Consider the following 13638-nt stretch of genomic DNA (forward strand, 5'->3'; position numbering starts at 1 on the left):
CGTGGGATCAGCGCCCCTTGAGCCGCGGATTGAGCAGGATGGCGCCGATATCGGCCAGGAGGTTGGCGGCGATATAGACGGTCGAGGCGATCATGACGGTCGCCTCGATGACCGGCAGGTCGCGCAGCTGCAGCGAATCGACCAGCAGGCTGCCGAAGCCCGGGTAGCCGAAGACCTTCTCCACCACCACCACGCCGCCGACGAGATAGCCCAGATTGAGCGCGGTCACGTTGAGGGTGGGCACCAGCGCGTTGGGCAGCGCATGGCGCAGCAGCACGCGGGCCGGCGGCAGGCCCTTGAGCTCGGCCATGCGCACATAGTCGGAATCGAGCACCTCGATCAGGTTGTCGCGCAGCATCCGCACGGCATAGACCGCCATGACGATGGCGAGCGTGATCGCCGGCAGGGTCATGGCCTCGAGATATTCGTGCCAGCCCGAGGTCTGGTCGACGATCGACATGGCCGGCAGGACCGGGATGGTGATGACGAAGAGGATGAGCAGCACCGTCGCCATCAGGAAGTCCGGCATGGAGAGCAGCACCAGCGTCAGCGCCGAGAAGCCGTGATCGACCATCCGGTCGCGCTTGACCGCCTGGATCAGGGCCGGGATCACGGTCAGCGGGATATAGAGGATGAAGGCGTAGATCGAGAGCAGGACGGTGTTGTAGATGCGGGGGGCCAGGATATCGGTGACGCGGCGGCCGCTGACGAGGGAATTGCCGAGATCGAAGCTCAGCACGCCCCAGAGCCAGTGTCCGTAGCGCCAGATCGCGGGCTGGTCGAGGGCGAGCCTGGCCCGGAGCGCCGCCAGCGCCTCGGGCGTCGCATCGCGACCGAGAATGCGCGAGGCGACGTCGCCCGGCAGGATCTCGAGCATCCCGAACACGATGAAGGAGACCAGCAGCAGGGTGACGAGCGTCAGCAGGACGCGGCCGGTGACGAGGCGCAGCATGATCATCGGCGTCGCGTCCCCTCTTCCTGGCTCACGGCGATCGAACCTCGGCAGAAATCACGATTCAATCAGCATGGCGATTCTTTCGGCATCTCGCCCCGCCCGCATCGCCGTTCTTGGCTCATCTGTTGGCGCTGTCTTTGGCGTCATCCCCGCGAAAGCGGGGAACCACCTCAAAGCTTGGTCCGCTGGATCAAGATGGATCCCCGCTTTCGCGGGGATGACGTTGGAGCGCCGCCTTTAGAGCGCAAAGAGCAAAGAGCGAGAACGGCCCCGGGACGCTGCTCATGCACCCCGGGGCCGTCGTCGGCTTACTTGCAGCTCAGGTTCTCGAAGTTCAGGTTGAAGTTCTGCGCCAGCGGCGTGTAGCCCTCGCAGCCCTTGCGCAGACCCACCACCTGATGGACGAACATCGGCAGGATCAGGCCGCCTTCCTTCGCCAGCATCTCGCCCGCCTGCTGGTAGAGCTTGGTGCGGGCCGCGGGATCGACCGTGGTGTTGGCCTGGAGCAGCAGCGCGTCGTAGTCCGAACGACTCCAATGGGTCTCCGGCCATTTCGCGTTCTGCGTATAGGCGACCGCCAGTCCCTCTCCGGGCGGACGCATCGACCAGGCCGAGGTGACGATCGACTTCTTGAGCCAGACATCGTCCCAGAAGCTCTCGGCCGGCGTCACGATGACGTTGATGTTGAAGCCGGCGGGCTTCGCCATCTCGGCATAGACCTGGGCCATGCGCACCATGCCGGGCACGCCTTCGGCGGTGTAGAGATCGAAGCTGAGGCCGTCCGGATAGCCGGCCTCGGCCAGGAGCTTCTTGGCGCCGGCGATATCCTGCTTGGGCGCCTCCTTCACGTAGGACGCGGGGTTGGGGATCGGCACCGGATTGTCGGCGCCGGGCTCGCCATAGCCCAGGAGCACCGTGTCGATCATGGCCTGCCGGTCGACCACCATTTTCATCGCCTCGCGCACCTTCGGATTGTCGAAGGGCTTGGTGTCGATCCACATCGAGATCGTCATCGAGTTGGAGGCGCCGGTCTGCAGCAGCGTGACGTTCGGGTCGTCCTTGAGGGCCGGGATCACCGATGGATCGACGTTCAGCACCAGATCGACCTGGCCGGCCTTGATGGCCGAGACCGCCGCCACCGGCTCCTGCGCGACCGTGATGCGCAGGCAGTCGGCCTTGGGCAGGCCCGCCTGCCAATAGTTCGGGTTCTTCTTGAGGATGCGGACCGGCGCGTTCGGCGTGAACTGCTCCTGCATGAAGGGGCCGGTGCCGTCCTCGTGAAGGATCAGGTCTTCATGCTTGGCGCCGTCCGGCACGATGTTGGTGAACTTGTTGGTGATGAGCACCGGCAGCTCGGAGACGGGCTTGGGCGTGGTGAAGCTGACCGTGTATTTGTCGACCGCCTTGATGCCGTTGGGATCGAGGAAGGCCATCACCGCCTGGGCGCCCGAGCCCAGGGCCGGATCGAGCAGGCGCTTGAAGCTGTAGACCACGTCGGCGGAGGTGAAATCCTTGCCGCTGTGGAACTTCACGCCCTCGCGCAGCTTGAAGATCCAGGTCAGGCCGTCGGCCGAGGAAGACCATTCGGTCGCGAGCTCCGGCAGGACCTTGAAATTGTCGTCGACATCGACGAGGCGGTTATAGACGGCGAAGGTGTGATAGGCATCGTCGCCGGAATGCATGTCCGCGGGGTCCATGGACTGCTTCTCGCCGCTCCACTCGTACCCCAGCACCTTGACGCACTCGTCGCCAGCCGCGGCCCAGGCGCCGCCGCTCATCACCAGGCCCGCGCCGATCAAGGCGCAAGCCAGCAAGCCTGTACGATAGGTCATCGCTCCACCCTCCTCCCCATGAGGCGTTGCCCCGACGCCGATCTTCCGCCGGTGCCGGGGGCCGGGCGAGCCGATAGCGGCGGCCACGCCCGATCCTTGTTTTCTCGAATTCCGAAATACCGGAATTCGGTGCGGTTATATAGACTCTCACAGTAGCGATGTTGGTTTTCCCAAGTCAAGAAAGCGCCGGCCCGCGTGGATCAGTGCGAAATGCCGGACGCGGCATCGGCGGAGGACGCCGGGGCTCCGCACTCCGCCCGCCTCATCGACATAAGAAGATATGCCCAGCGCGCGATCGTCCAAGCGCCCCGGTCGGATTATCGCCCGCCGATTCCGGAATCGCGGATCACCGTTCGTCTCGTTGGACTTCATCATCGCCCATGTTAGCGTCCCCGCCCGCTGGCGGGATTGCGCAGGAGAGGGACGATGGCGGAACGGCGGCTCAGCGGGATGACCTGGGGCCATCGGCGCGCGATCGATCCCCTGCTCGCGACCCTGCCGGAATTCCAGCGCCGTCATCCCGGCATCGCCGTCGGCTGGGATTCGCGGCCCCTGCACGGTTTCGAGTTCACGCCCATCGAGGAGCTCGCCGAGCGCTACGATCTCATCATCCTCGATCATCCCTTTTGCGGCGACATCGCCCGGAGCCGCGCGCTGCTGCCGCTCGACGAGCTGGTGACGCCGGCGCTGGCGCAGGCCTTCGTCGGCCCGTCGCTCGCGACCTACCGCTATGAGGGCCGGATCTGGGCGCTGCCGGTCGATGCCGCCTGCCAGGTCGCCGTCGCGCGGCCCGACCTCCTTTCCCGATACAACAATCCGCTACCGGCGACCTGGCCCGACCTGCTGCAACTGGGCGAGGCCGTGCGGCGCAAGGGGCAGAAGCTCGCGATCGGGCTCAGGGGCGTGCACAGCCTGATGACCTTCTTCACGCTCTGCGCCAATCTCGGACGGCCCTGCGCCACCGAGCCCGGGCGATCGCTGATCGATCGCGACACGGCGAAGCTCGCGATCGACGCGATCAAGGCGCTGCTCAATTACTGTCCGCGCGAGGCGCTCGACTGGAACAGCATCGAGCTGCATGACGCGATGGTCGCGCGCGAGGACCTGGTCTTCTGCCCGGCGGTCTATTGCTATGCCACCTATGCCGAGGCCGACATCGCCCATCCGCTGCGCTTCTCGAACCTGCCGGGGCTGGTCGGCCCCGATCCGCGCGGCTCGACCATCGGCGGCGCGGGGCTCGGCATCTCGGCCAAGGTCAAGGACCGCGAGGCCGCCTTCGCCTATGCGCGCTACCTGATGGAATCCGCGACGCAGAGGACCTTCGCCGCGCATCACGGGCAGCCGGCGCGCATCGACAGCTGGGAGAATCCGGCGATCGTCCGGCGCTTCGGCGGCTGCTATCGCGACACGCGGGCGACGATGGAGGGCTGCTGGATCCGGCCGCGCTATGCCGGCTATCTCGCCTTCCAGGCGGAAGGCGGCCGGCTCATCGAGCAGCATCTGCGCGGCGAGACCGCGTTCGGCACGCTGTTCGACCGGCTGACGGATCTGCATCAGCGGAGCGCGAAGCCGCGCGCTTGATCGTGGAGGTCCCTCCCCCGGCATGGGAGAGCGACTGTGTTGCCAGTCAAGCGGTTTGCCAGGGTTTGTTGTCGCGAACCATGGCATTGAGGGTGACGAGCAGCTTTCGCATGCAGGCGGTGATGGCGACCTTGGCCGGCTTGCCGGCCGCCCGCAGGCGAGCATGGAAGGCCTTGATCGCGGGATTGTGGCGAATGGCGGCCAGGGCGGCCATGTAGAGCGTTGCCCGCAAGGCGGCGCGCCCGCCCCAGATGGTGCGCTGGCCGCGCAGGGTGCCGCTGTCGCGATTGAAGGGTGCCAAGCCGACCAAGGCAGCGATCTGACGCCGGGTGAGGCGGCCCAGTTCGGGCAGCTCGGCCAGCAGGGTGCGAGACGCGACATCACCGATCCCTGGGACGCTTTTCAGCAATTCTTCCTTGGCTCGGAAGATCGGGCTGGAGCGCACGGCATTGTCGAGATCCTCGTCGATCCGGTTCAAGGCCTTGCCCAGCCATTCGAGATGAGCATCGAGATCGGCCTTGAGATCGGGCCGGGTCACCTGATGGCGCCGGTTCTTCTCCGCGGTCATCATCTCGACGATCTGGCGCCGGCGGACGATCAAGCCGTTGAGCCGGTCGGTCTCGGCATCGGGCAGAGGCCGGGGTTCCGGCTGGACCGCCTCGGCAAACCGGGCGATCGCCTCGGCGTCGAGCGCGTCAGTCTTGGCCAGGCGGCCCGTGGCGCGGGCAAAGTCACGGACTTGACGCGGGTTGACCACCGCCACCGGCAGCCCGGCCGCCGCCAGCACCGCCGCGGCCCGCAACTGCAGGCCTCCCGTCGCCTCCAGCACGACCAACTTTGGCGCCAGTGCCTTCAGCCGGGCAACCAAAGCCGCCAGACCTTCCTCGTCGCGCGCGACGCTAAAGGCCGCACCCGTCGGCCGGACGTGCACATCCAGCCGAGCCTTCGAAACATCGATCCCAACGAACATTCCCGGTCCCTTTCTGCGGCTCTTCGCCCGACCTTGCAGATACGGGCTCGCAGCGCGGCCCCGGCGACTGTTCGGGCTCGGAGAACCTGCAAGCGGAGCCCCCAGCTCTCCCACGGTCTTCAAAACCAGAGGGTTGACGGGCTTCCGCTTGCAACCGTGTCGATCATTCATGACCGGATACCCTTGTCTAGATACAAGGGTTAGGAAGGGGGATGACTCGATAGAGGATGAAAGTCGGGAGCGGCGTGTTGCTGCTCTACCGAGCAGCCCCCTCCCTTGCCCTCCCCCAAAGATGGGGGAGGGGTTGAATCCCGGCTACGGCGCACCCAGCCGGTGCGAGAGCCCGTCGGCGGCGGCGCGCACGGCTTCGATCAGCTTATCGCGGTTGGCCTTGCCGAGCCGCTGCTCCGGCGCCACCACGCTGATGGCGGCGATGCAGCGCCCCGAGGCGTCGATGACCGGGGCGGCCACGCAGCCGGCATGATCGTTGGCCTCGTTGATCTCGACGGCATAGCCTTGGCGGCGGAACTTGCGGATCTGCTGGATCAGCTTCTCGACCTCCATCACCGCCTTGCCCGAGGGCGACTGCACGATGGTGCGCTTCAGCATGTCCTGGAGCTTGGCGTCGTCGAAATCGGAGACCAGGAGCCGCGCAGCCGCGGCCCAATTGATCGGAACGCGCGAGCCGACCCGGCTGATGATGCGGATCGGATGGCTGCCCTCCTCCTTGAGGAGGACCAGCATCATCTCGTTCTCCAGCACCGAGAACTGCACCGTCTCGCCGGTCCGGTCGCGCAGCGCCTCGACCACCTGGCTGCCTTCCTTCAGGAGGTCGATCTGGCTGCGATACATCATGCCGAGCTCGAACAGCTTGCGGCCGAGGAAGAGGCGTCCCTCCTTGCCCATGCGCTCGAGATAGCCGGCGTCGGTCAGGGTGCGCGCCAGCTCATAGGCGGTCGATTTCGGGATTTTGAGCGACTGCACGATCTCGACCACCGCGAGCGGCTCGCCGCGCGACAGCATCAGCTCGAAGATCTCGAGCGCGCGCCTGACGCTGCGCGAGCCGGAAGCGCCCTCCTCCTCGCCGTCCGCCGATCCCTTCGCCCGCCTCGCCATCGCCATCGCTCCTCGTCGCTGAATTCCGGCATTCTGCACTATCGTTCGATATTCTGCACCATTAAGGTGAGCGCCCGGGATCGCCAGGGGAGGGCCACCATGAAGATCACGGACATCGAGGTCATCGAGCTCAGGACGCCGGGCTGGACCGGCATGACCTTCGACGGCTCCTACGACAATTGCGTGGTGATGGTCCATACCGACCAGGGCGTCTCCGGCCTGGCCGAAGTCGATTCCGTGCCCTCGGTGATCAAGGCGATCATCGAGGCGCCGCGTTCCCACACCCATGCGATGGGGCTGAAGGCGATCCTCAAGGGCAAGGACCCCAGCCCGGTCGAGGCGCTGTGGGACGAGATGTACGATCTCACCAGCTATTACGGCCGGCGCGGCGCCGTGATCCACGCGATCAGCGCCGTCGATATCGCGCTTTGGGATCTGCGCGGCAAGGTGATGGGCAAGCCGCTGGCCGAGATCCTCGGCAAGAAACAGCGCGACCGCATCCTCGCCTATGGCACCGTCTACCCTTTGGGCGAGACGCCGGACGAGGTGCGCCGCACCATCGATCGCGGGCTCAAGCTCGGCCTGCGCTGCATCAAGATCGTGGCCGATCCCTTCTGGCGCGAGGATCTGGACAAGACGGCCTCGCTCATCCGCGCCGCGCGCGAGCATGTCGGGCCCGACATCCGCCTCATGGTCGATGCCGCCACGGCCTGGAGCAAGGCCGAGGAAGGCCTGCCGCTGATGCCGATCTTCCGCGACTACAACTTCCACTGGGTCGAGGCGCCGCTGCCGCTCGACGACATGGAAGGCCATGCGCGCTTCCAGGGCTTCGGCGTGCCGATCGGCGGCGGCGATCTCGGCCTCACCACCCATTACGAGTATGAGCAGATGTTCGAGGTGGGAAGGATCGACATCGCCCAGCCCGACGTGACCATGGTGGGCGGCCTGACCGAGCTCCTGCGCCTCAGCGCCGTCGCCAAGAAGCGCGGCAAGCGCGTCGTCACCCACGGCTACAAATCCAACATCACCATCGCCGCCAATCTCGCGTTCCTGGCGCAGCATTGGGCCGAGGAGGTGCTGGAATACTCGACCAGCGAATCCGCCCTGCGCTGGGAGCTGACCAAGGAGCGCTTCCCGATCGAGAAGGACGGCAAGGTCACGGTGCCGACGGCCCCGGGCCTGGGCGTGAGCCTCGATCCGAAGGTGGTGGAGCGGTTCCGGGTGACCTGAGGGCTGCGCGACGCGCAGCCTTCAGATCATCCCCGCGAAGGCGGGGATCCATGAACACGGACCGCGCCGACACTTGTTCGATGCGTGTTCATGGACCCCGGCCGTAGCCTGTCCTCGTGCGCGCCTACGGCGCGACACGGGGGCCGGGGTGACGAAAGAGTGAACGCTTTCGCGGGGATGACGGTCAGGCGACCCTCACCGCCCCCACGCCACGCATTCCTGCCTCTGCTCGCCCAGCCCCTGGATGCCCAGCGTCATCACGTCGCCGGGCTTGAGGTAGCGCGGCGGCTTCATGCCCATGCCCACGCCGGGGGGCGTGCCGGTGGTGATGACGTCGCCGGTCTGCAGCGACATGAACTGGCTCACATAGCTGACGATATGCGCGACGCCGAACACCATGGTGCGGGTGTTGCCGCGCTGCGCCTTCTGCCCGTTGACGTCGAGCCACATGTCGAGCGCCTGCGGGTCCTTGATCTCGTCGCCGGTGACGAGCCAGGGGCCGAGCGGGCAGAACGTATCGCAGCCCTTGCCCTTGTCCCACTGGCCGCCGCGCTCGATCTGGTAGGCGCGCTCGGACACGTCGTTGCAGATGAGATAGCCCGCCACATGCGAGAGCGCCTCGGCCTCGGCGACGTAGGAGGCGGGCTTGCCGATCACCACCGCGAGCTCGACCTCCCAGTCGGATTTCTCCGAGCCCTTCGGGATCACGACGCGGTCGTTGGGGCCGCTGAGCGAGGAGGTCGCCTTCATGAAGATGATCGGCTCCTTCGGCACCGGCAGGTTCGATTCCGCCGCATGGTCCGAATAGTTGAGGCCGATGGCGACGATCTTGCCGATGCCGGCGACCGGCACGCCGAAGCGGGGATTGCCCGAGACCGGCGGCAGCTTCGCCGGATCGAGCGCCTTGAGCTTTGCCAGCCCCTCGGGACGCAGCGCCGGGCCGCCGAGATCGTCGATCGCGGCGCTCAGATCGCGCAGCTTGCCGCCCGCGTCGACCAGACCGGGCTTCTCGCGGCCGACATCGCCATACCGAACCAGTTTCATTTCTGCTGTTCCCTTGTCGCTGTCTCTGGCTTCAGCGCCGGTCGATGCGCCAGCGCGCCACCAGATCCTCGTTGAGCTCGATCCCCAATCCGGGCGCCGTCGGCAGCTCCATGAAGCCGTCGACCAGCTTGGGCTCGGGCGAGACCAGCTCGCGCCGGAGCACACTATCGAAAACCTGGGGCGATATATATTCGAAGATGGGAGCCGCGGGACAGGCCGCCTGGAAATGGCGCCCGACGGCCGAGGTGATCCCGGTCTTCCAGCCATGAGGCACGACCTGGGCGCCGTGGAGCTCGGCCAGCTCGGCGATGCGCTTGATCTCGGTCAGGCCGCCGCCGCGCGCGACATTGGGCTGCAGCACCGCGACCTTGCCGCGCTCGAGCCATTCGAGGCACTCCCAGCGCGTGGCGGCGGCTTCCGCCCCGCCGATGCGGATCGGGCTGTTGGCGGCGAGCCTGGCATGCCCCGCCAGGTCGTCATGCTGCAGCGTCGCCTCGGCGAAGAAGATGTCGCAATCGCCCAGCCGGTCGAGCACCCATTTGGCGTCGTACCAGTTCTGCCAGCGATAGCCGAAATCGACCGCCATCAGGATGTCGGGCCCCAGCATGGCGCGCCCCTCATGGATCAGGTCGACCAGCTCGCGGTCGCTGACGAGATCGTAGAACAGCACCTCCATCTTCACCGCGCGGAAGCCGATATCGAGGGCGGTGCGGAACTGGCGCTGGATCTCGGCCATCAGCTCGCGGATCGGGCGCCCATGGGCAAGGCCCGGATAGATGGTGCAATAGGGCCGGAGCTGCGGCCGGCGGGCGCCGCCCATGAGCTTGTAGGCGGGCACCCCGAGCTGCTTGCCGACCAGGTCGTGGAGCGCGATATCGATGGCCGAGATCGCATGGATGCCGAGGCCCCGCCGTCCTGGCCAGAAGGTGCCCTCGTACATCTTCTGCCAGAGCCCCTGGATCTCGAGCGGATCCTCGCCGATCAGAAGATCGATCGGGTTGCGGCTCCAATTGTGGGCCGAGGGCATCTCGAGGAAGGATTTGACCACCTCGGGCGGCGCGTCGGTCTCGCCGATGCCGAAGACGCCGTTCTCGTCGGTGACGCGGACGATCACCGTGTCGACCGTGCCGTCGAGATCGTCGGTCGCCTGGCCCGGCGCCCGGATCGGAATCACCTCAAGCCGGGCGATCTTCGCCATGATGCGTTCCCCGTTTGCTGGATCGGCGAGCCCGCTTCGCGCTTGCGGGATCAGTAGGTGGCGCGGCCGCCGGAAAGATCGAAGGTGAAGCCGGTGGTGAAGCTGCAGGCGGGCGACAGGATCCAGGCGATCATGGCCGCGCATTCCTCGAGCTCGCCGCAGCGGCGCATCGGGATCTTGTCGGTCATGTATTTCACCGTCGCGTCGGGCAGCGCATCGACCAGCGGCGTGCGGATGACGGCCGGCGCCAGCGCATTGATGGTGAGGCCGGTCTCCGCATAATCCTTGCCCAGCGACTTCACCATGCCGATCAGGCCGGCCTTGGTGGCCGAATAGGCGGTCATGCCGGCATTGCCCTCCTTGCCGGCGATCGAGGCCACCTGGAGGATGCGGCCGTAATTGAAGGGCAGCATATGGCGCAGGATCGCCTGGCTGACGATCAGGGCGCCCTTGAGATTGATCACATAGACGCGCTCGAAATCGGCGAGCTCGACCTCGTGGCCCTTGATGTTGGTCTTGCCGGTGATGCCGGCGCAATTGACCAGCCCGTGGATCTGGCCGAACTCCTTCGCGGTGGCGGCGATGGCCTTCTCGACCGAGGCCGGGTCGGTCACGTCGGCCCTGGCGGCGAAGCTCTTCGCCCCTTTCTCCGCGAGCGACCGAGCGGTCGCGGCGGCGCCCGCCTCGTTGGCATCGAGGCAGGCGACAGCGGCCCCTTCGGCAGCGAGGAAGCGGGCGGCCGCTTCGCCGATGCCGCTCGCCGCCCCGATCACGGCCAGGTTGTAAGGGCGGGTGGGGAAATGGCTCATCGGCGGGATCCTCGTGACTTCCGGTATTCTGGACTTGATTATGAAATTGTGGAACGCGAGTCTATACGAGCCGGGCGCCGCCCGCAAACGACGGCGCATCGCCGGCGATCCACGCGCCCGCAAGACGGGATCTGTACCATGAACGCCAAAGCGGGCCGGCTGGCCGGCAAGACCGCCTTCATCACGGCCGCGGCGCAGGGCATCGGCCGCGCCACCGCCGAAGCCTTCGCGGCCGAGGGCGCCAAGGTCTGGGCGACCGACATCGCGGCCGACAAGCTCACGGGCTTCGCCCATCCGGCGGCGATCCAGGCGCGCCGGCTCGACGTGACCGACGACGCGGCGGTGGCGGCGGTCGCGCAGGAGGTCGGCGCCATCGACATCCTCTTCAATTGCGCCGGCTGGGTTCCGGCAGGCACGCTGCTCGACACCGGCAAGGCCGACTGGATGCGGGCCTTCGACATCAATGTCCACAGCATGTATCGCACGATCCGGGCCTTCCTGCCGGGCATGCTGGCGCAAGGGCACGGCGTCATCATCAACACCGCCTCGGTGGTCTCCTCGCTGAAGGGCGTGCCCAACCGCGCCGCCTATGGCGCCACCAAGGCCGCCGTCATCGGCCTGACCAAGGCGGTCGCCGCCGACTATGTGACCAAGGGCATCCGCTGCAACGCGCTCTGCCCCGGCACGGTCGAGACGCCCTCCCTGCATGACCGGCTGCAGGCCTTCGCCGACCCGGCGGCGGCACGGCGCGACTTCATCGCCCGCCAGCCGATGGGACGCCTCGGCACCCCTGAGGAGATCGCGGCGCTCTGCGTCTATCTCGCCTCGGACGAATCGGCCTTCGTGACCGGCACGGTGCAGGTCATCGATGGCGGCATGACGATCTGATCCCGGCGTTCTGATCTACGTCAGGTCTCGGTCGAGGAGCCGAACAGCTCGCTGTCGCCGAGCTCCTCGCTGCGGCGGCGCTCGAGCTCCCGGTTGTAGCGCTTGAGCACGAAGGCCTCGGTGACGAATCCCAGAACGCGCCGCGCCGTCATGTCGCCGACGACCGCCAGCGTCTCCACCTCCTGCTGCTCGAACTGGTTCAGGATGGTGCGGATCGGCGTGCCGGGCAGGATCGGTTCCTGCGGCTCGGGCAGCAGATCGCCGACGCGCTTGGCCGTCGCTTCCGCCGGCGCCGTCACCAGGTGAAGCGCTGCGGTGTCGAGCACGCCGCGAAAGCCGCCCGTCTCCTCGAGCACGAAGAGCCGCTTGACCGAGCCTACCGGGAAGGTCTGGCGCGCCGTCTCCAGCGTCTCGTTGACCGAGACGAAGACCGGGTCGCGGCGCATCAGCTGCCGGGCCGTGATGTCCGAAAGCCAGCCGACATCGAAGGCCCCGCGCAGCCTGAGGCCCCGCTGATGGAAGCGCCAGGTCGAGAAGGAATAGCCGAACCATTGCCGTGACGCGAAGGAGGCGAGCACGACCGAGACGATCACGCCGATGGTGATGTCGTAATTGCCGGTGGTTTCCAGCACCAGCAGGATCATCGTCACCGGCGCGCCGATGATGGCCGCGCCCACCGCTCCCATGCCCGCCAGCGTGAAGGTGATCTCGAAATTGGCGACGCTGGGCGAGAGCAGGGCCGCTCCCTTGCCGATGAGCGCGCCCAGGAGGCAGCCCAGGAACAGGGAGGAGCTGAACATGCCGCCGCGCATGCCGGTGCCGACCGACAGCGCCGAGGCCGCGATCTTGGCGAGGAGGATTCCGGCCAGGGTGCCGACGGTGAAGACCCCGTCGACCGTGAGCTGGATGGCCCCGTGGCCGGCCCCCAGCACCTGGGGATAGAGCAGCGCCATCGCGGCCAGGCCCAGCCCCGCCACGAGCGGGCGCAGGCCCCGCGCCATCTGCACCCGCTGCAGGACCCGCTCCACCCCGGTCACGGCGCGCATGGCCGCGATTCCGACCCCGGCCCCGGCGAAGCCGATGACGACGAAATAGAAGAAATCGATGTTGGTGGGCGCCAGCTGCTGCGGCACCAGGAAGATCGAGTAGGTGCCGAAGACGGAACGGCCGACGAGGGCGGCGGAGACGCTGGCGAGCCCGACCGGCGCCAGCGCCGCCAGCGAATAGCTGCCGATCACGAGCTCGAAGGCATAGAAGGCCCCCGCCAGCGGCGCGTTGAAGGCGGCGGCGATGGCAGCGGCCGTGCCGCAGCCGACCAGGATGCGCAGGTCGCCGCGGCGCATCCGGAAGAGCTGGCCCAGCTGCGAGGCGAAGCCGCCGCCGCTTTGGGTATAGGCCGCCTCCATGCCGACCGAGGCCCCGACGCCGGTCGAGAACAGGGTCATGGCCGTGAGCGAGAGGCTGTCGCGCAGGGACATACGGCCGCCATAGAGCGCGTTGGCCTCGATCGGATCGACCACGTCGCGCCCGCGCCAGCGCCGCTCGGCCGCCGCCACGAGGCCATAGAGGAAACAGCCCAGGATCGTCACCGCGGCGATGCGGATCGGACCGTCGGCATCGCCGGCGCTCAGATGGCCGATGAGGGGCGTGGCGAAGAGCAGCCAATGGATCAGGGCCAGAAGATGCTGCAGCAGGCAGGTCGCGGCCCCCACCACGAGCCCGATCGCCACCGCCAGCGCGATCAGGGTGATGCTGTTGTCGCGGGCCCGCTGCGCGAAGCCCCGCAGCAGGGCGATCTTCAAGCGCGCCAGGAACCTGGATTTGAACGGCCAGCGCAGCCGGAAGCGGAACGAGGAGATCGACGACATCGCGAGGCCAACCCGTGCATTCACGCGGACGCCGACGGGCTTGGGCTTGCGATCGCCGCCGCATCCGGAAACTTCGACCCGGGGCTTCCACGCCGCTGTCGCGCCAGCGCCCCCGGCTTTCGTCGCGACGCCAAAAACCGCCTCCAA

Annotated in this window: 11 protein-coding genes; 3 read left to right on the plus strand and 8 right to left on the minus strand. The window is 67.3% G+C overall.

Annotated features, from left to right (window positions below; all coding sequences use genetic code 11):
* Positions 1-7: 7 nt before the first annotated feature.
* Positions 8-958 carry an ABC transporter permease gene (locus FRZ61_RS22420; protein WP_151119829.1) on the minus strand — a complete coding sequence of 317 codons (951 nt, stop codon included), beginning with the start codon at positions 956-958 and terminating at the stop codon, positions 8-10.
* 305 nt (positions 959-1263) lie between these two features.
* Entirely contained in the window at positions 1264-2787 is a 1524-nt protein-coding gene (locus FRZ61_RS22425; protein ID WP_151119830.1) for an ABC transporter substrate-binding protein, read from the minus strand.
* A 426-nt stretch (positions 2788-3213) separates the two neighbouring features.
* On the opposite strand from FRZ61_RS22425, the gene FRZ61_RS22430 reads away from it, so the two are divergent.
* Entirely contained in the window at positions 3214-4368 is a 1155-nt protein-coding gene (locus tag FRZ61_RS22430; protein WP_151119831.1) for an ABC transporter substrate-binding protein, read from the plus strand.
* Between the two features lie 46 nt (positions 4369-4414).
* Here FRZ61_RS22430 and FRZ61_RS22435 read toward each other — a convergent pair whose 3' ends face one another.
* Both FRZ61_RS22435 and FRZ61_RS22440 read right to left on the minus strand, forming a co-directional pair.
* Complete coding sequence (locus tag FRZ61_RS22435; protein WP_151120677.1) at positions 4415-5338, minus strand: IS110 family RNA-guided transposase; 924 nt, start codon at positions 5336-5338, stop codon at positions 4415-4417.
* Between the two features lie 315 nt (positions 5339-5653).
* The gene (locus FRZ61_RS22440) at positions 5654-6454 is read right to left on the minus strand and encodes an IclR family transcriptional regulator (RefSeq protein ID WP_191909165.1); all 801 of its coding nucleotides are present in this window, start codon (positions 6452-6454) and stop codon (positions 5654-5656) included.
* Between the two features lie 99 nt (positions 6455-6553).
* On the opposite strand from FRZ61_RS22440, the gene FRZ61_RS22445 reads away from it, so the two are divergent.
* The gene (locus tag FRZ61_RS22445; RefSeq protein WP_151119833.1) at positions 6554-7684 is read left to right on the plus strand and encodes a mandelate racemase/muconate lactonizing enzyme family protein; all 1131 of its coding nucleotides are present in this window, start codon (positions 6554-6556) and stop codon (positions 7682-7684) included.
* Between the two features lie 195 nt (positions 7685-7879).
* On the opposite strand, the gene FRZ61_RS22450 is transcribed toward FRZ61_RS22445, so the two are convergent.
* Genes FRZ61_RS22450 through FRZ61_RS22460 form a run of 3 tightly spaced genes read right to left on the minus strand, consistent with a single transcriptional unit; the run spans position 7880 to position 10735 of the window.
* On the minus strand, positions 7880-8728 hold the full coding sequence (locus FRZ61_RS22450) for a fumarylacetoacetate hydrolase family protein (RefSeq protein ID WP_151119834.1): 849 nt from the start codon (positions 8726-8728) through the stop codon (positions 7880-7882).
* Positions 8729-8759: 31 nt separating this feature from the next.
* Complete coding sequence (locus tag FRZ61_RS22455) at positions 8760-9926, minus strand: mandelate racemase/muconate lactonizing enzyme family protein (protein ID WP_191909166.1); 1167 nt, start codon at positions 9924-9926, stop codon at positions 8760-8762.
* A gap of 50 nt (positions 9927-9976) precedes the next feature.
* Entirely contained in the window at positions 9977-10735 is a 759-nt protein-coding gene (locus FRZ61_RS22460; protein ID WP_151119836.1) for an SDR family NAD(P)-dependent oxidoreductase, read from the minus strand.
* Between the two features lie 138 nt (positions 10736-10873).
* Here FRZ61_RS22460 and FRZ61_RS22465 point away from each other — a divergent pair, with 138 nt between their 5' ends.
* Positions 10874-11623: an SDR family oxidoreductase gene (locus FRZ61_RS22465; protein ID WP_151119837.1), complete on the plus strand. Its 750-nt coding sequence runs from the start codon at positions 10874-10876 to the stop codon at positions 11621-11623.
* A 20-nt stretch (positions 11624-11643) separates the two neighbouring features.
* Here the strand turns inward: FRZ61_RS22465 and FRZ61_RS22470 are convergent, their stop codons facing one another.
* Positions 11644-13491: a chloride channel protein gene (locus tag FRZ61_RS22470; protein WP_151119838.1), complete on the minus strand. Its 1848-nt coding sequence runs from the start codon at positions 13489-13491 to the stop codon at positions 11644-11646.
* Positions 13492-13638: the final 147 nt, after the last annotated feature.

Origin of the sequence: Hypericibacter adhaerens (assembly GCF_008728835.1) — a bacterium.
GTDB lineage: Bacteria > Pseudomonadota > Alphaproteobacteria > Dongiales > Dongiaceae > Hypericibacter > Hypericibacter adhaerens.

Coding starts and splice junctions, on each gene's coding strand:
- FRZ61_RS22420 (WP_151119829.1), bottom strand. CDS start 958: ATGATCATGCTGCGCCTCGTCACCGGCCGCGTCCTGCTGACGCTCGTC.
- FRZ61_RS22425 (WP_151119830.1), bottom strand. CDS start 2,787: ATGACCTATCGTACAGGCTTGCTGGCTTGCGCCTTGATCGGCGCGGGC.
- FRZ61_RS22430 (WP_151119831.1), top strand. CDS start 3,214: ATGGCGGAACGGCGGCTCAGCGGGATGACCTGGGGCCATCGGCGCGCG.
- FRZ61_RS22435 (WP_151120677.1), bottom strand. CDS start 5,338: ATGTTCGTTGGGATCGATGTTTCGAAGGCTCGGCTGGATGTGCACGTC.
- FRZ61_RS22440 (WP_191909165.1), bottom strand. CDS start 6,454: ATGGCGAGGCGGGCGAAGGGATCGGCGGACGGCGAGGAGGAGGGCGCT.
- FRZ61_RS22445 (WP_151119833.1), top strand. CDS start 6,554: ATGAAGATCACGGACATCGAGGTCATCGAGCTCAGGACGCCGGGCTGG.
- FRZ61_RS22450 (WP_151119834.1), bottom strand. CDS start 8,728: ATGAAACTGGTTCGGTATGGCGATGTCGGCCGCGAGAAGCCCGGTCTG.
- FRZ61_RS22455 (WP_191909166.1), bottom strand. CDS start 9,926: ATGGCGAAGATCGCCCGGCTTGAGGTGATTCCGATCCGGGCGCCGGGC.
- FRZ61_RS22460 (WP_151119836.1), bottom strand. CDS start 10,735: ATGAGCCATTTCCCCACCCGCCCTTACAACCTGGCCGTGATCGGGGCG.
- FRZ61_RS22465 (WP_151119837.1), top strand. CDS start 10,874: ATGAACGCCAAAGCGGGCCGGCTGGCCGGCAAGACCGCCTTCATCACG.
- FRZ61_RS22470 (WP_151119838.1), bottom strand. CDS start 13,491: ATGTCGTCGATCTCCTCGTTCCGCTTCCGGCTGCGCTGGCCGTTCAAA.